Source organism: Pseudoalteromonas sp. PAB 2.2, assembly GCF_001938575.1.
In the GTDB taxonomy this organism is placed as follows: domain Bacteria; phylum Pseudomonadota; class Gammaproteobacteria; order Enterobacterales; family Alteromonadaceae; genus Pseudoalteromonas; species Pseudoalteromonas lipolytica.
The window spans coordinates 62,548-88,034 of sequence record NZ_LYPI01000014.1; the positions used below are offsets into that span (position 1 = coordinate 62,548).

A 25,487-nucleotide genomic window follows, 5' to 3' on the forward strand; every position below is an offset into this window, starting at 1 on the left:
GAGCAGTCATGAGTCAAATTACTGATCGAGCAAGAATTCTTGTCGTTGATGATGAGCCCGCAAATCTTAAGGTCATGCGTGAAGTTCTTGCAAATGACTATCGGTTATCATTTGCTAAATCGGGTGATTTAGCTCTGCAGCTCATTGAAAATGAACCTCCAAAACTAATTTTACTGGATGTCATGATGCCAGATATGAATGGCTTCGAGGTATGTAAAATTTTAAAAGCGAACCCTGAAACAGCTCATATTCCCGTGATATTTGTCACGGCACTGTCCCATGAACAAGATGAGTCCGAAGGCTTTTCACTTGGTGCTGTTGATTATATAACCAAACCCATCAGCCCTGCTATTGTGCGAGCCCGAGTGAAAACACATTTATCGCTAGTGCAGGCCGAGCAATTACAATTAGCCCATATCGATTTAATTAATCGCTTAGGCCGAGCGGCAGAATATAAAGACACAGATACAGGTGAGCATATCGCCCGTATGAGTCGCTACAGCAAAGTACTCGCGTTAGCTTATGGTATGACTGAATACCAAGCTGAACAGTTGAAACAAGCCGCCCCTATGCATGATGTTGGCAAAATAGGCATACCAGATTCGGTACTTTTAAAACCCGGCCGTTTAGATGCCAACGAGTTTGAGCATATGAAGCAACATGCTGTCATTGGTGCAAAAATACTCGAAAATTCAAGCTCTCCCCTATTACAGCTCGCTCATAAGCTTGCACTGGAGCATCATGAAAAGTGGGATGGTACGGGTTACCCTCTTGGTTTAAAAGGAGAAGAGATCAGCATTGAAGGTCGTATCGTCAGTATTGCTGATGTATTTGATGCACTCACCTCTGTGCGCCCATACAAAGATGCGTGGCCGGTTGAAAAAGCAGTAGAGCTGCTACAAGCCGAATCAGGCAAACACTTTGATCCCCAACTCGTCGATTTATTCATTGGCCAAATCGACGCAATTATCGAGATTAAAAATACTTACTCTCGCTAGTTTATACCCATTAAAAGGGGCCTTACTTAAGCCCCTTTTTAATTTGCTCATAATCATGAGAGGTAATTTCATGACTGTTGCCAGCACAGTCTTTAAAATACATAGAATAAGTCACGCCATGGTCGGCAATCACCGTTTTTATATTAAATTGAGCTAAATGCTCAAGCCACGCTAAAAATTGCGCTGCGTTTACACTAAAAGCGATCCCTTTACTATTACCGGGCGCTTCAAATAATGCGAGACGGATTGTTTTTGCCTGATCTTCAAGGGTTAATGGACCTTTACCTTCATCCCAAAAAGCAAGCTCAGGAACCACAGAAAAACCTAACACATCACGGTACCATGTCACTGCCCGCGCCAAATCATCAACATTTAAATGGCAGTGATCAACCCCGTTTAATAAAGGTACACCCATGGTTACTCACCAATCTCAGATTTAAGTTGCTCTAGAAAGGCCAACATATACTCTGTTCGTCTTTTTGCTTCATCTTTCGCCGAAGGTGTATTCATACTTTGGGCGATATGCAATAGTTTAATAAAAAAGTGATCAAGCGTGTATTTAGTGTCATCAGGCTCACGATGTAAACAGAATGGATCGTCTTTATGGTAAAGGTAACGCCCTATCGAGCCACCCACTTTCATGCAGCGACTTACCCCAATAGCCCCTAATGCATCCATTCGATCAGCGTCTTGGACTATTTGTGCTTCAACACTTTGTACTGCGATGTTAGCGCTAAAACTATGTGCAACAATGGCGTGATGAATTGCGGCAAAGTATTGCTCAGGGTAATTAATGGATGATAAAAAACTCAACGCTTTATCTGCAGCCATTGTTGACGCTTTCGCTCTATCAGGGTGGTTTTTAGCAACCGCAACGCAATCATGTAACCAGGCTGCAGGTAACACGACTGCCATATTAGCCTCTTCTGCAGTGCACAGCTGTTTTGCAACCCTCACCACTCGCTCAATGTGGCTAATGTCGTGTGCCACATCGGCATGAAGTAAAGATAAAATAAAATCTCGACACTGGGTTTCAAGTTCTGCAACGTCTATTTTTGACTGCATAAAGCGGCTGTTACCATTAACTGATTGAAATTATGCTTACTTTAACGTGGTTACTGGATTTGTTCAAAACATTCATTGTATGTTTGCCAGTGCTTCATTAAACTATGCCCCCTTTTGTTTGACGCGAGAATCCCTATGTCATCTGCTATTTACCTACAAGCTGGACGAGAAAAATCATTAAAAAGAAAACACCCTTGGGTGTTCTCTAAAGCCATTAAAAAAGTAAAAGGTAAACCAGGACTAGGTGATACGGTTACTATTTATGATAATGACGGTAAGTTTCTCGCCATTGCAGCTTACAGCCCAGAGTCACAAATACGCGCACGTGTATGGAGCTTTGACCAAAACGAAGTGATTGATCAAGCATTCTTCGAAAAGCGTCTTCGCCGTGCGTACGATGCACGCCAGCAAGTGATCAGCGAGGGAGGCTTAACAGGCTTTCGTTTAAGTGCTGCGGAGTCTGATTACTTACCGGGTATCACAATCGACAAGTTTGATAACGTATTAGTATGTCAGTTACTCAGTGCAGGTGCAGAGCGCCATAAGGGCGAAATAGTCGCGGCACTAATGGCTATTTTTCCTGGCTGCGATATCTACGAGCGCTCTGATGTCGACGTGCGAACAAAAGAAGGGTTAGATCCAATCAAAGGTGTTCTGTGGGGTAATGCACCGACAGAGCCCGTATTAATTGAAGAAAACGGCCTAAAGCTAGAAGTCGATATTATAGAAGGTCATAAAACAGGCTTTTATTTAGACCAACGTGACAGTCGTGCGGCTCTAGAACGCTTCTCTAAAGATAAAACAGTGCTTAACTGCTTCAGTTATACTGGCACATTTTCGCTTTACGCATTACGTGGCGGCTGTCAACATGTAACCAATGTGGATGTATCACAACCTGCGCTCGATACCGCCAGACGCAATGTAGAGCACAACAACCTAGATTTGAATAAAGTCGATTTTGTTAAGCAAGACGTCTTTAAGTTACTGCGTCAATACCGTGATGAAGGCAAGCTGTTTGATACCATCGTGATGGACCCGCCTAAATTTGCAGACAATAAAGCACAGCTGACCGGCGCATGTCGCGGCTATAAAGATATTAATATGATTGCGATGCAAATACTAAAGCCCGGTGGCACCTTATTAACGTTCTCGTGCTCTGGCTTAATGGAACAAAACTTATTTCAAAAAGTGGTTGCCGATGCAGCGCTAGATGCAGGTAAAGATTTACTGATTATGGAACGATTAAACCAAGCTGCCGACCACCCTATTGCTGGCAGCTACCCCGAAGGTTTTTACCTAAAAGGCCTTATCTGTAAAGTGTACTAAAACAGCTAAAACCTAGTTAAAGTGAACAATTTCAAGTCCTGCACTCAAGGAGCCATCTTGCTCCTTGGTTGCTCTAATAACTTTAACTGTTGCATCAAACGAGGTGATTGCTGTGCTCGTAGAGGCAATCACCACTCGGTAAACACTGCCAATTTCTAATACTTCATCACAACATATTGCTAAGCCTGTTGCACTTAAATCAGTGCATGTAACGACTATTTCGGTGTGACTATTTTCGCCCTCTAAAGGTATTAACTTTGCGGGGGTATGAATTTGCATGCGGCGAAAATCGCGCTTTTCCTCATGGAACATGACGCCTCCTTACACAAGTGCTTTTATTTTTTCTATGAGTGTTTTTACAGAAAATGGTTTCACTACATAGGCGTCACATCCAGCATCAAATCCTGCTTTTTGCTCAAGTTCAGATTCTAAGCCAGATACCATAACAACGGGGATATTTTCTGTTTCCGGGGTGTTTTTTAATAACCGACACGTGTCATAACCATCAAGACCAGGCATACACACATCTAATAAAATGGCATTGGGAGGGTTTGCAATAGCCGATGCCAAACACGATGTTCCTGAATCTGCATAGCTTAACGAAAACTCATTACTTAAGGTTGCTTTGAGCATTTCGAAGTTAAAATATTCATCGTCAACAACCAAAATTTCTGGTCGTACTCGACGTGAAGTGTCTGCTGGAACTGCAATCGGTTTATCCTTTTCTATGCCCACATAATCTCCTTTTAGCATTTGTGTTACTAATTCAAGCGCAATGAATTCACTGTTTCATTGCGCATACCTTTACTGAATTATAACTCACATTCTTTGATTGCGTTTAAAACACGCTTTGCAGATACAGGATAAGGTGTCCCTAGTGTTTGTGCAAATAAAGAAACACGTAATTCCTGCTGCATCCAAAAAATAGACCTGATTTCATCAGGTACGGGCATTCCTTTGGGAATTTTATTCGCCAGTTTTTGATACTGTTCAGCCACTTTTTCTAGTTCAAGTACACATAAACGATCTCGATTAGGATCAACAGGGAGTTTTTCTAGACGACGTTCAATCGCTTTTAAATAACGAATTAAATCCGCCATTTTTGCCGCGCCGTGCTGACTTACAAACCCTTTAAAAACGAGGCTTTGTAATTGTGATTTAATATCACCATGAGCAGTGATCATGGTTAAATCTACGCGCCCTTTCATACGCTTATTAAGACTGTGAGCAATGCTGAGCACTTGCTCAACTTGCGTTGCTATGTCGACCACCGTATCGCCCAACTCACCACGAATTTGCTCTTTAGCCTGCTCAAATGCTTGCTGAGTACGAATGTTGCCGTACTTTATCAATAAACTATCAACACCTGCAGCAATACAATCATCAATCAAATCATTCACTTTACCAAAGGGGTTAAAATACAACCCAAGCTTAGATTTATTAGGTAAATTTTGCTGCAAATACTTAATCGGTGACGGTACATTTAAAAGCACTAAACGACGTAAGCCCTGTTGGTGCGCCTGCTGTGCTTTTTGTTCGTTATCAAATAACTCAACCGCAGCGGAGTCTTTTTTATCGACTAAAGCTGGAAACGCTTTTATTTCATACTGACCTTGCTTTTTAACATAGGAAGCTGGTAACTCACCAAAGCTCCACTGTGTTAAGTCGGCTTTTTCTATGCCTTTATCAGCCACTTTTGATAAGGTATCGGTGACTTTGCCCTGAAGCTGAGCTTTCAGCTTAGCCAAATTTAGACCTCGAGCAAGTAACTTATCGTGCTCATCGCGAACTTCAAACTGCAAACGCAAATGAGGGGCCAACGTTGAGTAATCCCAAGCGTCTGGCTCAACACGTACCCCTGTCATACGCAGCAAACGAGTGCTTATGGCGTCAATTAAATTGCCTTGCATAGGCTCAATTGCCGCTAATACAGCATCGGCGTAGTTCGGAGCTGGAACAAAATTACGGCGTAGTGTTTTTGGTAATGACTTAATTAATGCGCAAATCAACTCATGCCTAAACGCAGGAATATGCCAATCAAAGCCGGTTTCTTGTACTTGATTAAGTAATGCAACCGGAATTTGAACCGCAACACCATCAACAGCTTGCCCTGGATCAAAATGGTACGTCAGCGGCAAGAGTAAGTTTTCTTGTTGCCATGTATCTGGGTAATCAAATTCGGTGACATGATCAGCACCATGCTGCATTAACGCTTCACGTGACATGTGCAAAAAGCGTTTATCTTTTTGTTTTTGTTGCTTCCACCAGGCGTTAAATGCCGCACGATTGTTGATATCAGCAGGAATTTTTTTGTCGTAAAACTCATACAGTGTTTGCTCATCCACTAAGATATCGCGACGACGAGACTTATTCTCAAGCACTTGAATATCATCAATAAGCTCTTGGTTATACTGTAAAAAGCCTTCATTCTGACCAAGCTCTTGTTCTACCAAAGCGCCACGAATAAACAACTCTCGGCTCACTTTAGGATCAATTTTGCTGTATACACAACGACGCTTATTAACAATAAGCAGGCCGTATAAAGTTTGCTGCTCGAAGGCGATAACAGCACCCGGTTTTTTCTCCCAATGAGGCTCGCTGTAGCTGCGCTTCACTAAATGTTGAGCAAAACCTTCAACCCATTTAAGGTCGATACGGGCATTTATACGAGCGTAGAGTTTACTTGTCTCCACCAGCTCCGCAGCCATAATCCATTTAGGGCTCTTTTTAAATAATCCTGAGCCCGGAAAAATATGGAACTGACTATTACGTGCGCCTTTGTAAATTTGTTTTTCGTCTTTAAAACCAATGTGGCTCAACATCCCGCTTAAGAGTGACTGATGAATTCGGTCGCTGTCGGCTACGTTAGTTGTTGCTTTCATGCCCATTTCATTACACACGGTCGACAGTTGATAAACGATATCTTGCCATTCTCGAATACGCATATAAGCTAAAAAGTCTTTTTGACACAGTTTTCTAAACTGGCTATTGCTTAACTCACTTTGTTGCTCTTCAAGATAATTCCACAGATTTAAAAATGCGATAAAGTCTGAATCTGGATCATCAAATCGGCCATGTTTTTCATCAGCTGCCCCCCGCTTTTCTTGGGGTCGCTCACGAGGGTCTTGAATCGAAAGCGCAGCAACAATAATAATGACTTCACGCAATGCCCCAAGGCTATTTGCAGTTAGCACCATTTTGGCTAAACGCGGGTCGACGGGTAAACGACTTAAACTACGTCCTGATTTAGTCAGCTCAGTTTGCTTATGGCGCTTAGCAGGTTTAACCGCCTCAAGCTCTTCGAGTAACGTTAAACCATCATTGATGTTACGACTGTCTGGCGCTTGTACAAACGGAAATTGTTGCATATCGCCCAGCCCAAGGCCTAGCATTTGCAAAATAACCGACGCTAAGTTAGTACGTAGAATTTCAGGGTCAGTAAATTCTGGACGCGAATTAAAATCATCTTCGCTGTATAAACGAATACAAATACCCGCTTCGATACGACCACAACGGCCTTTACGCTGATTGGCACTGGCTTGTGAAATTGGCTCTATTGGTAAGCGTTGTACTTTTGTACGGTAGCTGTAACGGCTAATTCGCGCGGTGCCTGGGTCAATAACATACCGAATACCGGGCACGGTTAACGAGGTTTCTGCCACATTTGTGGCTAAAATGATGTGGCGACGTGAATGCGGTGCAAAAATACGATTTTGCTCGGCATTTGATAAACGCGAATAGAGTGGCAGGATATCTGCGCCTTTTAAGTTGCGTTTAGAAAGCGCATCGGCAGTGTCGCGTATTTCACGCTCACCATTCATAAAGATAAGAATGTCACCGGGTCCTTCGTCACACAGCTCGTCAACGGCATCAAAAATACCTTGCAGTTGGTCACCATCGGCTTCCATCTCTTCTTTATTAATCTCTGTAGTTGGGCGATAACGTACTTCTACAGGGAAAGTGCGTCCTGACACTTCAATAATCGGGGCGTCATCAAAATGCTGAGAAAATCGCTCTGGATCGATGGTTGCTGAGGTAATAATGACTTTTAGATCGGGGCGTTTTGGCAATAAATTCTTTAAATAGCCCAAAATAAAATCGATATTTAGGCTACGCTCATGGGCTTCATCGATAATAATCGTATCATATTGATTTAAAAAGCGGTCTTGCTGAATTTCAGCCAGCAAAATACCATCGGTCATCAATTTTATATAACTATTATCTGAGACCTGATCACTAAAACGAATTTTAAAACCGACTTGCTGACCAAGCTCACATTGCATCTCTTCAGCAATACGGTTAGCAACACTGCGAGCTGCCAAACGCCTTGGTTGAGTATGCCCTATGTAGCCCTCTACCCCACGACCAAGCTCTAAGCACATTTTTGGAATTTGTGTTGTTTTACCCGAGCCAGTTTCACCTGCAATGATCACCACTTGGTTGTTGGCAATCGCCTGCTTAATATCCTCTTTCTTTTGGCTAACAGGAAGTTGCTCTGGATAGGTTACTGATGGTAATGCCGCTATACGTTGAACACGCAATTGCTGTGAGCGAGCAATATCATCCGCAATTTTTTGCGCTATGTTCGCTTGCTTTGTTTCATCGTTTATTTTTTTGATGCCATGCAGGCGTTTTTTGAGGATGAATTGATCTTTGCGTAAGCATGTTTTTAATTCGCCGAACAGCGGACCTAGGTTAACCACCCGATACCCTTATAGTTATTTGCCAATAGGGCAACCATTGTATCAAATAATCTATTGGGTGGTCATGGCTTATTTATGCCAATTCGCTCAATTAAATGAACAGTTTTGAGGCAATCAAAACGGGTTGATAACAAGGCAAAAATGTCGTTATTGGGGTGTTCTCGGCAATTGCTCCTGCATTGCTCTACCTCTTGCATCCATGCAGCCGTAAATCAGACACTTTTAACACAAGTAGCGACAGGTTTAATCCCTCAAAATGATTAAGTATTACTGCGACTTGGCATTATTCGCTCGGTTGGAATAGGCATGGCACATACGTCGATGTAATGTGGGCTTTCAACGAACCAATCTTCTACTCGATTTTTGCGCGCATCGATTAACTGTTTAAAAGCTGTTGAATCTGTTTTCATTACTTTAAACTGGCTTGTATCAATGTCTGTAATATCAGCCAGAACTTGCATATCTGTAATAGGATTAAATACCGCACCTTCAATGGGCTTTCGCATTAATTGGTTAAAGTGCTCCATCCCCTCTAATACACGCCCAAATACTGTAATATTTCGGTCTAGGTAGCGCTGTGCATTACCTATCGTGACATAAAATTCTGTGCCACCACTGTTAATATCGTTATCACGAGCCATTGCAAAGATGCCGGGGCAATGCACTTGCCATGTTTGTGTTTGACTTTCATTTTGCGCAACCGCGAACCCATTTAGAAAGCCCGTTTTTACTGCGTAACCATCTGGGCCTTTTAATTCAGTGATCGCCAGTGGTGTATCCGTTTTGAAGTAAAATTCAGCAGGCAGCGCTTTTTTCGCCTTTTTAACCGACTTTGTTTCATTCGCGTCACCACCTTGCGCGACAAAACCTTCAACAAAGCGGTAAACACTCAGCCCTTGATAAAAACCTTCTTGGGCGAGTAGTCGCATATTTTTGGCGTGCAAAGGCGCCAAGCCATCATTGAGCTCAATATACGCGGCACCCGTCGGGAGAGTAAGTTTAAGAACGTTGTTTGGTTGCACAATGCGCCATTGAGACTCATCTGCGGTTTCAATAATTTCAGCTGCTGAGCGTTTTTCAACGTTATCAGCAGCGTGAATAGGCCCTGTTAAAAGTGCAGCAACGCATACCGTTAATAGACTAAATTTCATTATTATTATCTTTTAAGTAATTGACAATTCAGCCTATTAACTTCTTAACAATTAAGCAAGTAAAAATACCCCAACGCACTGTGATACGATTCGCTTAATTAAGTGCTCTATGTTGAGGCAATATAACCTCGTTGATAACAAGGCAAAAATGTCGTTATTGAGGTGTTCACTGCAATTGCTCCTGCATTGCTCTCCCCCCTGCATCCATGCAGTCGTAAATCAGACATTTTTAACACAGGCAGCGACAGGTTTAGTCCCTCAACATGATTAAGTCTTATTGCGGATTGGTATGGTTATTAATCCCAATCAAACTTATACAGAATATCAACATTTTGATAAAGACCGCTGGTTACTTCAATATACAGTTGTGACAAGAGTTGATAGCGCACTGCCACCTCACTCAATGAATCAAAAATCCCCACGCTGTATTTCACTTGAATACCGGGCGTAACATAGCCTGATATTTCAACTTTAGTATCATCGCCACTGCCTGTAGAACTCAAGCTCACATCCGATAAACCAAAGCTTTCGCCAATTTTAGATACCACACCTTCACTGCGGTTAACACCTTGCGCTAATAATAGTTGCGTCAACATTGCATCGGTTGAGCTGTCCCCTTCGTCAAGTGGCTGACCATTCAATAAGTAAGCCAATGCTTGTGCTTGATCCATTGCCGGCTCTGAGAACACTTTTAACGATGGCTGTTCCACATTCCCGGTTAAAGTAATACCCGCAACCACACCATTTGCGGTGTTATCAGGGTTGCGAATAGCTTTAATATTTAAATACGGTTTATCTATAGAGCCACTAAAGCCAACTTGACCTGTCCGTATTTGTAAATCTTGGCCAAAAGCGCGGTAGGTTCCTTCAACAAGGTTTAATTCTCCGGTGGCAATCATCGGTGTCGTTTGGTCCATGTTGATATTAATATCCCCTTCGACTTTTGACTGTAATCCAAATGAATCAATACGCACGTCTCTTTCAACCAGTACCTTTAAGTTGATAGCGTAATCGAAAGGAACTTTTTCAGCTTGTTGTTGTTCAATATCCACAATGACTTCATCATCACTGACTTGCACAGCCCCCTCGGGTAGCTCCTCAATGGCAATCCGCCCCCACGGAACAACAACCTGCCCTTCAAGGTTAAAGGCATTATTTTTTAATGACATAGTGAGCTCAGGCGACACTTTAAAGGTGACATCTTGTTGCGCACGTACGAAGAACTCATTGCCTTGCAATTGTAAATTTACATCGGGTAAATCTGCATGCCAATCAACACCCCCAGATAACTTTAGCGCTCCCCCTTCACGGTCTTTTAGCTCACCAGTCACTGTCGCACTTTGATTATTAAAAGCGATATTCACCTGTGAGTTTTGCAATGAAACAGGAAGCGTTGCTCCTTCTAAGTTAATGCTGTCAACATTAAGCTCACCATTAATGAGTGGCTCTTTTAATGAACCTGCCAAGGCCAGCTGACCCTTAATATCACCATTTAGCTGCTCTAACGTGCCAATAAAAGGCTGTATATTCGTGAGTAGAATTTTTTCAATAACCAGATCACCCGAGAGTAATTGCTGGTTTTGAATATCCTCTACATTAATTTGTGAGGTTACTTTTCCAAGTACTGATGAGTCGAGTGTCGCTTCAAGCTTCGCCGTTTCTGCATCACTTATCGCAGACAGGCTGAAGACCTCAATCGGTAGCTTATAAACTGTCGCACCATCGATTAGTGATGCAGCTAGTTCTTGCATATTTATGTTAGCTCGCAGGGTTTTTAGCTCTGCGTTATGCCAGTTGGCAACAAACTCACCTTGCGCTAAGCCGGTTAAATCGAGATTATCAGGTAAGAAATGTTTAAACTCTGGTATCGATAACGCCCCAAGTTGCGCATTAAGTTGACCCAATTGCTTTGTTTGCTGCAAGGTGTTTACACACAACTGAGACTTTTCACTTTGCCAACAGTGTGCCGAGACATTAAAGTCTTGCGTCTGCGTATTTACACTGACATTAATGGCTTTATCTGTTCCAAAACGAACTTTATTATCGGTAACAAGTATTTGACTTAACGCCCCTTGCCACGTGTTCTTTGTGAACTTTCCATCTAAATCAAACGACACTTTACCTTGATCAGCATCCAGTAAAAATACGACATGGTGATCCGTTTTGTCACCTGAAGCATTAAGTTCAATCTGATTAATTTTGTGCTCAGCAAAACTAGCTGAATCCAAAATAAGCGATATCTCTGTTTGCCAGTCCGCAGCATAATCAAACTGCCCGTTTAACGCTAAACCCTCAACTTGGATATCCTGATAACTTAAAGTATTGAGGAGCAAGTTCACATTGGCTGTCGGTTCAAGGCGTGCTCCGCGCAATTTAAGGTCTGCACTTCCTTTACCCTGCAAAGGAAGCACACTTTGTTCACTTGCATCAAGGCGGATTTTACCGTCAACAAGCCATGTATCATCGACTTGACCCGATAGTGTAATTTCGTTATTTCCACTTTTAAGCTCAAGCTTATCAAAACTCGCGTGAAGGCTGCTGTCGAGTTTAAAGTCAGAGGCGACGTTCACAGGGATATCATTTACTGTGCCATCAATCACTGTGTTTGCTAAGATTAGCTGCCAATCCTCGTCTTTTAGAGTGAAGGAGCCATTAAACTTGCCAGATAAATTACTGCTTACGGCATCCGTTAAGTACTGAGCTTTTAAATCGCTTAACGTGCCTGAAAACTGACTTGTCACGCCCTCAGACCAATCTGCTGATGCGTTAACCGTAGCTTGGCTGTCGTTAGCACTGAGCTTTAGTTGATCAATTTTGACTCGTGTAAGGCCTCCATTTGCCTGCATTTCAGTTAACATCGCAGGGTATGCACCTAGCCGACTTGTTAAATTGACATTAATGGCGTAATCATCCGCATCGCCTTGCATACTGATAGCAAGGTCAGATAAACGTAATTGCGCAGCTTCTGTGTCTAACAGCCACGTATCAATGCCACCTTTTAGGCTAAACGGGTAATTCGTTTGTTGTAGATTGACTTGACCACTCAGTGTAGCTGGGTATTGACCCTGCGTAGTGAGGTTTAAGTTTAAATCCCCTAAACGCCCATTTAAGCCAAGAGTTGCTTGGTGCTGAGAATTAACCACAGACAACGAGGCATCAACTTTATTATCACCCCTTAAAAGCGCATGAAACTGGGTATTCAACTGCCAGTCAATGTAACGTGCAGCCAATTTCTCGACGCTGATTTCACTCTCTTTCGCTATCGCTTCAAGTTCAATGTTGTTAATAACGTGCGCACTTTCAGCTGCAAAAGGAGTTATTGCAACTTTATCGACCTTAAATGCGTGCAATTGCACATTAATTGGTAAGGTAAAATCAAGTGATGGTAGAGCTGGCAGCTCATTCAGCGGCGCACTTTTTGGGGCTTCTTTTACTTCATGCAATGCAACTGCAATATCGGCGATAGTAAATGCGTGTACGTTGATATCAGATTGTGATGCATAGGCTGTCAGGTTTAATTTGCTCACCGTCACATCAGCACTTGCATGCTCCAAGGTAAAACGATTAACAGCAATGCGTTTAACCGTGACATTTATCGGCAACGTTATTTGCTCAGCCGTGGTGGGCTCACCGTCAGTCATTTCTGTATCGGTTGGTTGTGGGTTTTCTGCCAAAGAGGGGGGTGTATCAAGTTTTAAATCTATTGTTTGCGCACTTAAGTTGTCTACACAAACACCATCACACCCCCACCAGTACAAATCAATTTTTAGTTGTTTTGCTGAAAACTTGAGTCCTTGTTTATCGTACGAGATATCGAATGCATCATTGTACAAAAAACGCCCGCTCGGTAAATTTATCTTCAAGCCATCTACTAATTTATTAGCTGAATATGCAATAAAGTGATTTCCTGGCGCGGTGAATAATAAACAAAAAAGTATGACGCCTACGCTGACTAATATGGCTGATAAAATCGTCGTCGTTTTTTTAAACTTGTTCATTAAATTTCAGGCCCTATGGTAATACTTAAACGGGTACTTTTACTCTCTTTTGTTAGCCCCCATGCATGATCAATGCGAACGGGTCCAACAGGCGTTAAGTAACGAAAACCAAAACCAGCACCTACTTCAACACGATCAGTAAAATCATTAGTCGCTGTACCACTGTCTACAAAGACGGCAGCTCGCCAATGTTCTGCAAATTGATAGTTATACTCAACAGTTCCAGTGGCTAGGTATTTCCCCCCAATAAGGCGACCTTTTTCATCTTCAGGAGAAATTGATTGATATGCAAAACCACGGACACTTTGGTCCCCCCCCGCATAGAAACGCAGTGAAAAAGGCACATTGTCAATATCATCCACTAACATGGCCCCCAAATTGGCACGTAAAAATATCATGTGACGATCAGCAACGGTTGTAAGCCAAGCGTTCTGCAATTGAAGTCGCAAAATATTTGTCGTTGAAAACATGTCTTTTAAACCAAATTCAGCAGATATAAGCCATTGATAACCCTCGTAAGGTGTTGTGCCACCTTCGGTGTCTTTTTTCGCGTAACTAATGCCTGGCATCAGCATTTTAGAGCTTTGCTCTTCATCGCCAATTTGGTAGGTTTCTCTATCGCGTCTTAAAAAGGCAGTACGCACCCACTCATCATCAGTTAACCACTGGCGCTGCAGTTGGGCTGTTAAAATTTTACTGTATACATCATTTGTCAGCTTATCTTCGAGCTTATAACCAACTGAAAAACGCCATAAATCATCATTTGGATCATTTACCGGCACAGTATAACCTAACGATATGTCTTGTTGCTTTTCAGAGACATTCAGGTTGCTTTCGAGATAGTGTCCGTCTTGTGTAATCCACGGTTTAGACCATTTAAAACGCACTTTTGGGCCTAGGTCGGTACTAAATCCTCCCCCCACTTCGTAACTATTTGCAGGCTTGTGCAAAACATCAACATTCACTGGCACCTTGCCATCTTTTCGATTTGCTATGTCGGCATAGACTCGTACACTCGTAAAATAAGGGGTACTCGAGAGCGCTAGATTGTAGTCGGATACTTCTGTTGATTTGTAAGGTTGACCTGCCTTAAATTCAGCTAAAGATCGAATGTATTTTTCAGCTGGCGTTTGATTACCTATCGTTATTTCACCAAATTGATAACGAGGACCGGTATCAACATTGAAGGTAATTTTCGCACTGTTTTTCTTAAGAGATACAGCCAAGGTATGTGCATGCCATTTAGCATCAAAATACCCCAGCTCTAAAAGTTGACTTTCAATACGCTTCCTTGCCGCTTCATATTTAGCGTGATTTAAAAAATCACCCGGTTTTAAACTAATACTATCTACAGCAACCATAAACTCAGGATCCGCTTTACCGGCCCCGCTAATGGTAATATCGACGTCGGATATACGTGTCACTGGCCCACGCTCTATATCAACGATGATCAACTGCTCGGCGTTATCAAATTTTATTTTAACGACAGGCTTATAATACCCCAGTGCTTTTAAGCTCGCCTTTACTTGGCTTTTAGCATGACGCTGCAAGGCTTTAGACGTTTTTTCATCTATTAACGGTTTAATGTAAAGCGCGACGTTTTTTTCAAGGTCGCCATTGACCCCTTGAATTTTATAATCTTTGATGATCGTTTCAGCACTAAATGCATTATTACTCAGTGAAAAAAATAAAATTAAAAAGACAAAAAAGAAATGCCGAATGTACAAAAAATATCCTTACTTTTTTGAAAGTGTCATAAATCAGATAAATACAAAATGATACTAGCACAGTGAAATAGCCACTGACATAATTGAAGTGTTAAAATTAGTGCGCGTTAACCAATTATTTTCGCTACAATAGCTAACAATTCCTAGATTTATAATGAATGAGCGATTAAATGCATTTCCCTGACGACGAAAATGGTCAATTATTAGCAGAAATTGCAGCGGCTGGTGTTGATTTAACCAGCATGCAAGTAATAGATTTCTATATTCTTTTTGAACAAAAACCTGAAGCAGAAAAGTTCGCAACGGCAATTGCAAGTGATGAACTAGCGCCTGCAACAGAGTTAGTAAAGTGTCCCGACACCGGGGTGTGGGAAGTCGTTACACGTGTTGAAATGGTCCCTGACCACACGCTATTAAGCCAAACTGAACAATACCTCGAGAGCATCGCAAATAGCCACAACGGCTATGGTGATGGTTGGGGTTTAATGGCTGACGAATAAACACGCGACATAACGCCTGCATATGGCAGGCGTTGATTACTTTAATTGATTGGCTTTTCTATAATTACCCTGATAATCAAATAGTTTCTGGGCAACTTTCCAACCATACTTTTTGTTCTTTCGGGCAATAACAAAATCTGGCGCGACCAATACATGTTGTTGTTCAATAACCTGTTCTGCTGTTTTCCAGGTAATCGGGGCACTATTCCCTTGAGCTCGCCGACCAAATTGCTTGTTAAAGATAAAACGGCCTGTGTCGTTACTAAGATTAAAAACTTCGTCGCAACTGGCACCATCCTCATCAAAATAGCTAATTTTCAACAGCCCATTTGCGATAAGTTGTGCCGATAAACCACTACATCGAAGCACCAACGCATCTTTTAAATTAAGGGCTTCACGCAACTTATCATCGGGGTCTGTCATCATGGCTGAGCAAGCTTGGCATTGCCTCGCTGCTATATCATTTTGCTCACCGCACTGCTCACATTCTTTAAACCTAAAACGGTAGTCGCACTGTATTTGCGTGCCATCATCATCGTCTAGAAGACCTTGGCAGCGACGCCCAAAGTGCTCAATGACATTGCCTGCGGCATCTGTTTTTCCCCAAAAAATATTCGCAAAGCCACAACCAGGACACAGTACTTGCACAGGTTCGTTGTCACTTTGGGCTTTTTTACTGCCCACCTCTGGGTAAAATAAGTCAAAGCCATTGCCTGCGTAATCAATCACTAAGCACTCTTTTTTCCCCTCACTTAATCTAAGCCCCCTGCCAACAATTTGCTGATATAAACTGACTGACTCGGTTGGACGCAAAATGGCAATAAAATCGACATGCGGCGCATCAAATCCGGTGGTGAGTACAGACACATTGACCAAAAATTTCAACTTTTTCGCTTTAAATTGATTGATGATAGTGTCGCGCTCGTTGTTATCTGTATCACCAGTAATTAATGCGGTATTGTCAGTTGGCAAGTAGCCGACGATTTCTTTGGCATGCATGACTGTTGCCGCAAAAATCATGACGCCGTGCCGATGCTCACTGTAGTCAATAACCTGCTCAATAATCGCCTTCGTTGCGCGGGTATTATCTTTGAGGAGCGCATTCATATTTTCAGCACTATAGCGTCCAAATGAATCGCTGGGTAAAGATGAAAAATCATAATGGCTTATGGCTGCGTCTACTTCATGAGGCGGCGTTAAATAGCCATGTTTAATCATGTAACGAAGCGGTAACTCAAAAATACACTTTTTAAAGGGTGCGTCTTTATCTCCCCTTACAAAGCCATGATAATGATGATGATAAACCCACCCCATTCCCATACGAAAAGGAGTCGCGGTTAACCCCAATACTTTTAGCCGGGGGTTCTGTTTCTTAAGGCTGGATATCACTTGACCATACTGACTTTGATCATCCCCACTGACGCGATGACACTCATCAATAATGAGTAATGAATACGTATCACTAAGTTGCGCCGTATTGCGCGCTAGTGACTGCACACTTGCAAACGTAACCTGTTCTTTAAGCGATTTTTGTTTAAGCCCTGCAGAGAAGATACTCGCTTCAAAACCAAAGCTGATGTACTTTTGCGCGTTTTGCTCTACGAGCTCTTTAACATGCGCTAAGACTAAAATTTTCTGTTTAGCAATACGTGCTAATTCAGCAATCACTAAACTTTTGCCCGCGCCTGTTGGTAATACAATCAGTGCCGCCTCGTCCGATTGCTTAAAGTGGCTAACCGTTCGCTGTACGGCCTCTTGCTGATAAGGTCTAAGTACGTATTTCATTATTTTGTGCAGTAATAAAGACAAAAAAGGGAAGCATGTGCTTCCCTAAAAGTTCATATGGGTGAAATTAAGCGAGGTGCTTAGTTAAGTCAACACCTTGGAATGCTTTAGGGCGTTTACCACGGCCTGTCCACTCAATAATTTCACCATTGTATTCGATGCGGTATTTAGGTTTTACTTTCGTACGCTTATCTGTGCCTACTACATCTTGTAAATCTTCTAATGTAAGTCCTTTTTCTTTTAGCAGATCGAGTACTTCTTTTTTAGCTTCTTGCTGTTGAGTATATTTCTCGATAGCTGAATCAATTAACTGTTTTGCTTTTTCAAGTTCAGTTAAAGACGCAGATTTGACAAAAGATCGGATTTCTTTCATTTAAAGCTCTCTTAATTATAAAAGTTAAAGATACATATCAATACACAGCTTAGTATATGGTGAAAAAATAAAATAATCTAATTTAAGTTTATTATAACCATAACTTTATTTTTTCGATCACGTCGCTTAACTCTACAATTAATTCCCTGACTATTAATGTCTCTTTTTCTTGATTAAAGCGATTTTCAGTTGTCACTATAAGTTTTGATAATGGCGGGTATTGCAACATCACAATAGCCCCCTTAAGTTTATGAATAGCAGGGGAAATTTTTTCTATATCTTGGTTATCCACATGTGCAGTTAGCGTGTTTAGATCTTGTTTCAAGCTCGTAATAAACACCTCTGCTAGTGTTTTAGCATCATTTTCATTACCAAAAACATTTAACCAATGTTGTTTATCTTTTATACCTTGCAGGTTCGATACTGGCACCTCATCTTGTACCTGTATTTCATCTTTATTTACATCAATAAACTCGGCTAAACGATTATATAACTCGTTAAGTTTATATGGCTTAAATAACACACTGTTCATGCCTGCATCTAACGCTTTATTTAGGCACTCTTGTGAATCGTCAGCAGTAAAACCAATGATCGGTAAATACTTAAACTTTTCTTTATCACGTAACTGTTTAGCTAATTTAAAGCCATCTAAATGAGGCATATGACAGTCAGTTAGTAATACATCAAAATTATCATTTTCTAGGGCTTTTAATGCGGCTAAACCGTCTTCAACCATCACGGCTTTTATGCCTAATTTTTGACACTGTTTTTCTAAAAGAAGCTGATTAGTTTTATTATCTTCTGCAATTAGAATCTGCCCATGCAACGCAGTTGTGAGGCTGTGTGGTAATACGTCAACACCACAATGAACATTGTTAACCAGCTCTCTGAGTAAATCGGGATAAAGAGGATCAACAAGTAAAATATGGCAACTACATTTTGCGGGAGTTTGAGTATCATTAGTGCTGGCCACGATGATGTATTTATTTTCAATATTACAAATATTCTTTTGCCAATTTTTACCCCATCGCTCAATGGCATACTTTTCATCAATAATCATATTATCAACTTGCTGAAATACGTTAGCATCTAAAGGATGACTGAGCTGATTATGTTTAACTCCCATGCTTGCTAAATTATTCAGTAATAAATGATTCTGAGTACAAACAGACCAATAAACAGAACTCGCTGCTAAATCAGGTTTAGCGACTTTAGTCAAAGGAACCGAAATAAATACATTCGTACCTTTTCCAAATGTACTGGAAATATTAATTTCACCTTTCATCGCTTCTATTAATTGCTTAGCAAGTGTTAAACCAAGCCCTGTGCCGCCATAACGTCGCTCTGTCGAGTTATCAGCTTGCTCAAAGGGTGTAAAAGTATGCGCAAGTTGCTGGGCAGTCATTCCTGCGCCGGTGTCGGATATCTCAATCTTCAAGGTCTGTTTTTCAAATAAAACGTCGCAGCTAATCGCGCCTTTCTCAGTAAACTTAACGGCATTATTTAAAATATTAGACAAAACTTGCAGTAAATGACTTACATCTATACGCGCTTGAGTAAAAGCAGCTGTTCGCCACGTTAAACGGAATTCGAGACCCTTTTGTTTTGCTAAATATTCATGCGCCCTTAAAACACGGCACAGGTGGGACTCGAGATCTACATCTTGGCAATCGATTTCAATTTTACCTGAGCTTGTATTTGCAAAATATAAAATGTCATCAACCAAGTTACGTAATTTCGAAATTGCACTGTCAATATGTTCTACGAGGTAGAACTGCTCTTCATCTAAATAAGAAGCCCGCAGTAGTTCAATAAAACCATTAATGCCAGATATGGGGGTTCTTAACTCGTGACTCATGGTCGCGATGAATCGGCTTTTAGCTAAATCGGCCTGATGAGCCAGTTGATTTGCTTTACTTAAATCTGCTTGCTGACGCTTGAGTAAACTAATATCAAGCAATATACCATTCCAGCGAACGCCTTGAAGTTGATCATCAGAATTTTTTTCGCCTGTCGCAATGTAACGACACCATATTTTCTGCCCTAAGTTATTAACCCTAAACTCAATATCAATCATTGAGTTACGCTTTGCCGCTCGCTTAAAACTCTTCGCAATTTTTACTCTGTCTTCATCAACAATAAGCGGTGAAATACACCCTGTCATACCGCGTTGGTTAATGGTTCGAGATGTAATCCCTAAAAGGCTTTGCGCTCCTTTACTTATGTAAGTATAAAACCCCTCACCATTGTCATAGTATTCATATTGAAATACCCCGCCGGGTATCGTATCAGTGATCGTCTTTAATAATTTTTGAACAGATTCATTTTCTCGCTGCAGATTATTATGCTCTGTGACATCAGTTATCACAGTCATGATCCCTGCGATATGGCCGTCAATCCCCAAAAAAGGCTTCTTTGTATAAAGCAATTCGAGTGGTTTACCCAGACGATTGGTGAAGCGGATATGTTGATTAATTATTTTACCCGAAGTAAGGCTTTGCTTATTTTGATCTAATAATTCTTTAACGACTGCAAGATCACTGCGCAAAAATTGCTGCTCGTCATCCCAAAGATGCGCGAAATTATCTTTATACGCTTTATTCCACATGATGCGTTTTTGGTCTTGATCCTGAATAACAACCATCGTGGGTAAATCATCAATTAACTTTTGCGTAAAATTAAGCTTACTCAGTGCAGCCTGTTCTGATTGCTTACGACTCGCTATTTCCCTATTTATATTGAGACGCCGATTGATAAAGTAAGTCAGTGATAAAACAACTAAAATCAACACCAAAATTGCAGTGATATTGACCGTTTTTTTATCATAACCACGCTCTATATTAAAAATACCATGACGATTTACTACATGGCTAAAATCATTACTGGTTAAGGTTTTAAATAAACTGTCTAGCAACGTTGTTAATTCAGAAAAGTGCCTATTAATTAAAAAATAAATTGGCTGTGTATATCGATATTTAGGGTTGATATAAAACTCACCAATATAAAACTGGTTTAGCTGATACGCTGCAATGCTCTGCGGTAGCATAGCCGCATCAACAGCATCATTTCGTAGTGCATAGAAAAGCGTTTGAATTGAGTCAAATGACACGGTTTCGATAGGCTCGCTACCAACTAATTTTTCTTTAGGATCTGCAAACGCCTCAATATAACCAATACGGCGAATTTTACTCGCACGCTTAGAAACCAATACCATTTCGAAGCTATAATGTGAGGGTAACGCAATTAATATTCCTTCATCTATTTTGTCAGGTGTCATCGATGGAATGATATCGATTTTATTTACAAGAAATAGCTTTTCTAACTCTTTACTATTTGCAGCGGGTATATATTTAAACTGTATGCCACTTCTCTGTGAGAGCAATGCAAGAGTATCATTTAAATACCCAGTAGCTTCGCCTGTTTTACTGGTTGAATTAACGGGGTATAAACCATCAATAAACGAGAATGTGAGTAAATAGTTAGTACTCTGCTGTGCATCAATACGGTTAAAATCACGCTTGAATTTACTGTATGCCTTTGCAGCGATGTATTCTTCACTGGCAGAACTTTCCCACAGCTGTTTAGTTGCAGGTGAAATAGAGGCGAGTACCGAGTTAACTTGATTTCGTAATGCGGTTTCCTCTTTATTAAACATGACGTGAAGGGTTTCACTCTCGAGCCAAATAGGACTAACAACCTTTAAGTTATTTTTAGAGTGATTTTTTAATTGGTGAGACAACACTGAATAGTCCCCCATAAACGCGTCAAACGTACCATCAGCAACCTTGTCTATCGCATCTTCAGGTTGAATAAATCGGTTTATGAATAAAGCACCATTTTCGGCTAAATACTCACAGTGTGAGCTCCCCGTTATACATACCCAACGCAGACTCGCTAAATTCTTTAATGCATCATTAGCAATAGACTGGTTTGCAACAATGCCCCGTGGGGCTTCCATAAATGCGGAAGAGAATAAAAAATGCTTTTTACGTTGCTGGGTTTTATTAAGACCCACAGTAAAATTAATTTCGCCCGCCTGAAGCGCATCTAACAGTAAATCGAGACTGTCGTATACATGATATTCTAATTCAGCATCTGCTAATCGCGCAATCTCATTACTGTAACCAACGATGACCCCCGAAAACCGGCCATTTTCATCACGTGTATGATAAGGAAAGAAGTTATAATTAACGATACCTGCTTTGAGCTGCTTTGCATATGCACAACTTGAAAGGAAAGCAAATGTTAACGCAATGAAAAATAAGAATAGCTTATTCAGAATGATGCCAATAAGAAGGTTAAAATTTGTTACATTTTAGCAGTGTAAATTAAATACAACAATTCAGAAATCCCCACTGCTTAGATTTCTTTACGGCAAAGGCTATTTAAAAACCCTAACAACAACTTTACGTGTATCACTTAAGCTAACTCGTTTTAACGTGTGAACAACACCACTCTAATTCACCTTAGTTCAAATACAGTTTATAAGGTGATAAAAAATCATGGTTTATGCCAGGCATAAGCAAGCTGTAAACAGCAAAAATACTTCACCTAAATGACGATGGATATTTGACTACCCAAATTTATACCATTCCGCTTAATTAAGTGGTCTATTTTGAGGCAATAAAACCGCGTTGATAACAAGGCAAAAATTTAGTTATTTAGTTGTTCTCGGCAATTGCTCCTGCATTGCTCTACCTCCTGCATCCATGCAGTCGTAAATCAGAAATTTTTAACGCAGGTAGCGACTGGTTTGATCACTCAAAATGATTAAGTATTTTTGCGGATTGGTATTAATATTAAGAATATTCTTGTACGAAGGAAAGGCTATTGGAGCGTAATGATGAATGATACACCATAAAGAACAGGAACGTTCTTTATGGTGTATTTTATTGATAATACAAACTAATTATACTGTATTAAAATTTATAAGATGCTTGAAGGTAACCAAATCGACCGATATTGTCATAGATGGCTGAGCCTGCACCTGTACCCGTTGTGCTTCCTGGTAACCTACGGTTAAATAAGTTGTCAACACCCAGTTTAAGGCCAACGCCATTTTCAAAGTTATATGCGAATGAAGCATCAGTTATAAAGTATGAGCCATAACGCATTTCACTTGATGGATTTGGGTTAGTATCTAACGACGTGTGATCATATAGTTCAACACCATCTATAAAGCGTGTGCTAAAACCAACTTTATAGTTATTGTAAGTATAATCAACGGTTAGATTACCTTGCCATGTCTCTTCACCTAAAACACCTTCATAATCAGTGTAGTTTTCTGGCTCTGCTGAGAATGGATAATCTTTTGCTTCAATTAGGTATGTACCAATGAAGCTAGTATTGAATCGACCACCTAGTGCGTCAAAGTCATATGCAAACTCAAAGTCAACACCAGAATTTAAACTACGAGCAATGTTAAGCGCAAACCCTTTTAGTAGGGTAATTTCGCTCGTTTCAGGATCGCGAGTAATTAAATTACAGAATTGATTATCAACACCTGTAGGCGAATCAACACAACGGTCAATAATAGTTTGGAAACCGATACCACTAATTGTATCGTCAATGTCAATTTCCCAGTAATCCGCAGTTACGCTGAAGCCTTCTAACCAACTTGGTTGATAAACGATACCAGCCGTAATTGATTTTGATTCTTCAGGTTGCAAATCAGGATTACCACCGACTAAAGTTTCAAGAGTTGCGCTATCGTAGTTAGAATCGAAGTCTGCTGGAACACCTAATGCAGCACAGTTTGCAGCACGTATTGCTCTGCCCTCAGCGCTTAACTGATCCAACTCAGAAACCTTACAACTATCATCTACATTAGTAAATGACTGGCTCTGACCAGAGAATAACTCGTCGATGTTTGGTGCTCTCATTGCTTCTGAAACAGTGAAACGTGCTCTCAACTCTGGGTTAATGGTCCAATCTAAACCTAACTTCCAGCTTGTTGCATCACCAATTGTAGAATAATCCGCATAACGAACAGCCGTATCTAAAACGAGTGAATCGATTAAAAAGACTTCTTCTAGTAATGGAATCGATAATTCAAAGAATGCTTCAGATACATCATATCCACCATCGGTTTCACCTAGGGCATTAAAGAAAGTAGCCCCGGTTTTAGCAAATGGGTCTTCAATAGTGACGCTTGATTCGTCTCTATATTCGATACCACCAGCGAAACCAACCATACCCGCAGGTAATTCAAAAAGTGCAGAATTAGAGAATGTCGCATTAAACACAGTTTGCTCAATCTCTGAAGTTCCTACAGACGTCGTAGTAACATAGTCAATCGCTTGCTGGCTAATAGCACCATCGCCCATAATATTAGCAGCTACACAGCCATCAGCACGGGCTTCTTCACTTCGACAAACAATATTTCCTGCGTCATCAAAAACCGCATCTATTGCATTGGCATAATTAGCCATGATGACGTTTGCACCATTAATACGTTCTATCTCTGACTTACCATGTACCAAAGATATATCCATGCTCCAGTCTTCAGTCAAGTTACCTTTGAACCCTGCTACGAATCGTGTTGTCTCACGCGTATTTTCTTCTAAGCGGCGACCGATATCATTGTACATTTTATTGACACCAATGATCGATAGACCTTCTTGATCCATTAGGGCTGCTGTATCTTCAGATAAGAAAGCATTATCACGCTTTATTAAGTTTGCACCACTGAAGAAGCGGAAGAAAGGCTGACCAATATTTTCCCCTTCGGTTTTAGAGTACTTTGCTTGGAAATATGCATTCAAGTCATCTGTAACATCATAATTAACTTTGAAATTTAAGTTAATGCGGTCAAACTTTGGCTGAATTTCCGAATATTGGCGTAAATTAATATAATCACAATCTGGGCCACCACAATATGAGCCGTCCTCAAAACTGCCTGTATTTACAGGTCCTAACGTGCTGTCTGGGTTAAATCGACCCATAATCGCACCAGTGTTAGGGTTCCAAACTGTACCCGCGTTAGAGATTAAATAATAGCCCGCATTTGGTACTACTATTTTGTCTGGAAAATCTTCACTGTCTAGCATATCTTCAGGTCTTTGCATACCTGTCACGACTTCATATGGCATCGAAGCATAAGATGTCGAAGTCCACGGGTTATCTAATGCATTTAGAGAATCCTGTGAATTGTATTCGAAAGAGATAGCCGCATTACCGCGCCCTTCTGAAAAATCTTGACCGTATGAAAAAGTAAACTTCTCATTTTCATAATTATTGTTATCCGCAAACCCTTTCGTTGCAGATACATTAAGGCCTGTTATTTCTTCTTTTAAAATGAAGTTAACAACCCCCGTTACAGCATCAGCACCATATACAGCTGACGCACCACCGGTGATAATCTCAACTCGTTCAATCCACGCACTAGGAATAGTATTTGTATCTACAGAAGATGTACCTGGGGCACTAGAAACGTGACGTTTTCCATCTACAAGTACCAACGTACGCTCACTACCCATACCACGTAAATCAAGTAAGCTTACACCGGCTGTACCAATAAATCGGCCTGAGTTAGCCAGTGAATACGTCGTTGCTAGTGCAGGTAGCTTGTTTAAAACCTCACCGATATTCATTGCACCAGTGCTGACTAAATCTTCACCTGTAATTACAGTAACTGGTGATGGAGAGATAGCCCCTTCACGAAAAATGCGCGAACCTGTAACCTCAATACGCTCAACTTTTTCTACGCCTTCATCATTTTCATCTGCCGCAATAGAGCTTGCAGAGAATAGTGAAGTTGACGCTGCACTGAAAGCAAGTGCTAAGCGAACGGCCTTCGAAACCTGATTATTTAACATTGTATTCTCCCTGGTCATATCCATATTATGACTTATTAATTTTT

Annotated in this window: 15 protein-coding genes; 3 read left to right on the forward strand and 12 right to left on the reverse strand. The window is 40.9% G+C overall.

Annotation, left to right across the window (positions count from 1 at the left end):
- Positions 1–8 precede the first annotated feature (8 nt).
- The gene (locus tag BWD47_RS13470) at positions 9–998 is read left to right on the forward strand and encodes a two-component system response regulator (RefSeq protein ID WP_036969419.1); all 990 of its coding nucleotides are present in this window, start codon (positions 9–11) and stop codon (positions 996–998) included.
- Positions 999–1,020: 22 nt separating this feature from the next.
- On the opposite strand, the gene BWD47_RS13475 is transcribed toward BWD47_RS13470, so the two are convergent.
- The gene (locus BWD47_RS13475; protein WP_036969421.1) at positions 1,021–1,413 is read right to left on the reverse strand and encodes a VOC family protein; all 393 of its coding nucleotides are present in this window, start codon (positions 1,411–1,413) and stop codon (positions 1,021–1,023) included.
- 2 nt (positions 1,414–1,415) lie between these two features.
- On the reverse strand, positions 1,416–2,063 hold the full coding sequence (locus BWD47_RS13480) for an HD domain-containing protein (RefSeq protein WP_075594130.1): 648 nt from the start codon (positions 2,061–2,063) through the stop codon (positions 1,416–1,418).
- A gap of 135 nt (positions 2,064–2,198) precedes the next feature.
- Between BWD47_RS13480 and BWD47_RS13485 the strand changes: the two genes are divergently transcribed.
- Entirely contained in the window at positions 2,199–3,389 is a 1,191-nt protein-coding gene (locus BWD47_RS13485) for a class I SAM-dependent methyltransferase (protein WP_036969427.1), read from the forward strand.
- A gap of 12 nt (positions 3,390–3,401) precedes the next feature.
- On the opposite strand, the gene BWD47_RS13490 is transcribed toward BWD47_RS13485, so the two are convergent.
- The 6 genes from BWD47_RS13490 to BWD47_RS13515 all read right to left on the reverse strand — a co-directional run bounded on the left by BWD47_RS13490 (position 3,402) and on the right by BWD47_RS13515 (position 14,968).
- Complete coding sequence (locus BWD47_RS13490; protein WP_036969429.1) at positions 3,402–3,701, reverse strand: PilZ domain-containing protein; 300 nt, start codon at positions 3,699–3,701, stop codon at positions 3,402–3,404.
- Positions 3,702–3,710: 9 nt separating this feature from the next.
- Entirely contained in the window at positions 3,711–4,118 is a 408-nt protein-coding gene (locus BWD47_RS13495) for a two-component system response regulator (RefSeq protein ID WP_256213682.1), read from the reverse strand.
- A gap of 83 nt (positions 4,119–4,201) precedes the next feature.
- Positions 4,202–8,092, reverse strand: a complete 3,891-nt coding sequence (hrpA, locus tag BWD47_RS13500) for an ATP-dependent RNA helicase HrpA (RefSeq protein ID WP_075594131.1) — start codon at positions 8,090–8,092, stop codon at positions 4,202–4,204.
- Positions 8,093–8,352: 260 nt separating this feature from the next.
- Positions 8,353–9,243 carry a peptidylprolyl isomerase gene (locus BWD47_RS13505; RefSeq protein WP_065979368.1) on the reverse strand — a complete coding sequence of 297 codons (891 nt, stop codon included), beginning with the start codon at positions 9,241–9,243 and terminating at the stop codon, positions 8,353–8,355.
- Positions 9,244–9,539: 296 nt separating this feature from the next.
- Positions 9,540–13,241, reverse strand: coding sequence for a translocation/assembly module TamB domain-containing protein (locus BWD47_RS13510; RefSeq protein ID WP_065979369.1), 3,702 nt, complete (start codon positions 13,239–13,241; stop codon positions 9,540–9,542).
- On the reverse strand, positions 13,241–14,968 hold the full coding sequence (locus BWD47_RS13515) for an autotransporter assembly complex family protein (RefSeq protein WP_065979370.1): 1,728 nt from the start codon (positions 14,966–14,968) through the stop codon (positions 13,241–13,243). Before BWD47_RS13515 ends, BWD47_RS13510 begins: the two co-directional genes overlap by 1 nt.
- A gap of 170 nt (positions 14,969–15,138) precedes the next feature.
- Here BWD47_RS13515 and BWD47_RS13520 point away from each other — a divergent pair, with 170 nt between their 5' ends.
- Positions 15,139–15,468 carry a ribonuclease E inhibitor RraB gene (locus BWD47_RS13520; protein ID WP_036969441.1) on the forward strand — a complete coding sequence of 110 codons (330 nt, stop codon included), beginning with the start codon at positions 15,139–15,141 and terminating at the stop codon, positions 15,466–15,468.
- 36 nt (positions 15,469–15,504) lie between these two features.
- On the opposite strand, the gene BWD47_RS13525 is transcribed toward BWD47_RS13520, so the two are convergent.
- The 4 genes from BWD47_RS13525 to BWD47_RS13540 all read right to left on the reverse strand — a co-directional run bounded on the left by BWD47_RS13525 (position 15,505) and on the right by BWD47_RS13540 (position 25,443).
- Positions 15,505–17,253: a DEAD/DEAH box helicase gene (locus BWD47_RS13525; RefSeq protein ID WP_036969443.1), complete on the reverse strand. Its 1,749-nt coding sequence runs from the start codon at positions 17,251–17,253 to the stop codon at positions 15,505–15,507.
- 67 nt (positions 17,254–17,320) lie between these two features.
- Positions 17,321–17,626 (reverse strand): H-NS family nucleoid-associated regulatory protein, encoded by a 306-nt coding sequence (locus BWD47_RS13530; protein ID WP_036969446.1) that lies wholly within the window; start codon positions 17,624–17,626, stop codon positions 17,321–17,323.
- A 91-nt stretch (positions 17,627–17,717) separates the two neighbouring features.
- On the reverse strand, positions 17,718–21,917 hold the full coding sequence (locus tag BWD47_RS13535) for an ATP-binding protein (protein ID WP_305954741.1): 4,200 nt from the start codon (positions 21,915–21,917) through the stop codon (positions 17,718–17,720).
- Between the two features lie 628 nt (positions 21,918–22,545).
- Complete coding sequence (locus BWD47_RS13540; protein ID WP_036969450.1) at positions 22,546–25,443, reverse strand: TonB-dependent siderophore receptor; 2,898 nt, start codon at positions 25,441–25,443, stop codon at positions 22,546–22,548.
- Positions 25,444–25,487 lie beyond the last annotated feature (44 nt).

Excerpts from the sequence above, each read along its gene's own strand:
- BWD47_RS13470 (WP_036969419.1), top strand. The coding sequence starts at position 9 with ATGAGTCAAATTACTGATCGAGCAAGAATTCTTGTCGTTGATGATGAG.
- BWD47_RS13475 (WP_036969421.1), bottom strand. The coding sequence starts at position 1,413 with ATGGGTGTACCTTTATTAAACGGGGTTGATCACTGCCATTTAAATGTT.
- BWD47_RS13480 (WP_075594130.1), bottom strand. The coding sequence starts at position 2,063 with ATGCAGTCAAAAATAGACGTTGCAGAACTTGAAACCCAGTGTCGAGAT.
- BWD47_RS13485 (WP_036969427.1), top strand. The coding sequence starts at position 2,199 with ATGTCATCTGCTATTTACCTACAAGCTGGACGAGAAAAATCATTAAAA.
- BWD47_RS13490 (WP_036969429.1), bottom strand. The coding sequence starts at position 3,701 with ATGTTCCATGAGGAAAAGCGCGATTTTCGCCGCATGCAAATTCATACC.
- BWD47_RS13505 (WP_065979368.1), bottom strand. The coding sequence starts at position 9,243 with ATGAAATTTAGTCTATTAACGGTATGCGTTGCTGCACTTTTAACAGGG.
- BWD47_RS13510 (WP_065979369.1), bottom strand. The coding sequence starts at position 13,241 with ATGAACAAGTTTAAAAAAACGACGACGATTTTATCAGCCATATTAGTC.
- BWD47_RS13520 (WP_036969441.1), top strand. The coding sequence starts at position 15,139 with ATGCATTTCCCTGACGACGAAAATGGTCAATTATTAGCAGAAATTGCA.
- BWD47_RS13525 (WP_036969443.1), bottom strand. The coding sequence starts at position 17,253 with ATGAAATACGTACTTAGACCTTATCAGCAAGAGGCCGTACAGCGAACG.
- BWD47_RS13530 (WP_036969446.1), bottom strand. The coding sequence starts at position 17,626 with ATGAAAGAAATCCGATCTTTTGTCAAATCTGCGTCTTTAACTGAACTT.
- BWD47_RS13540 (WP_036969450.1), bottom strand. The coding sequence starts at position 25,443 with ATGTTAAATAATCAGGTTTCGAAGGCCGTTCGCTTAGCACTTGCTTTC.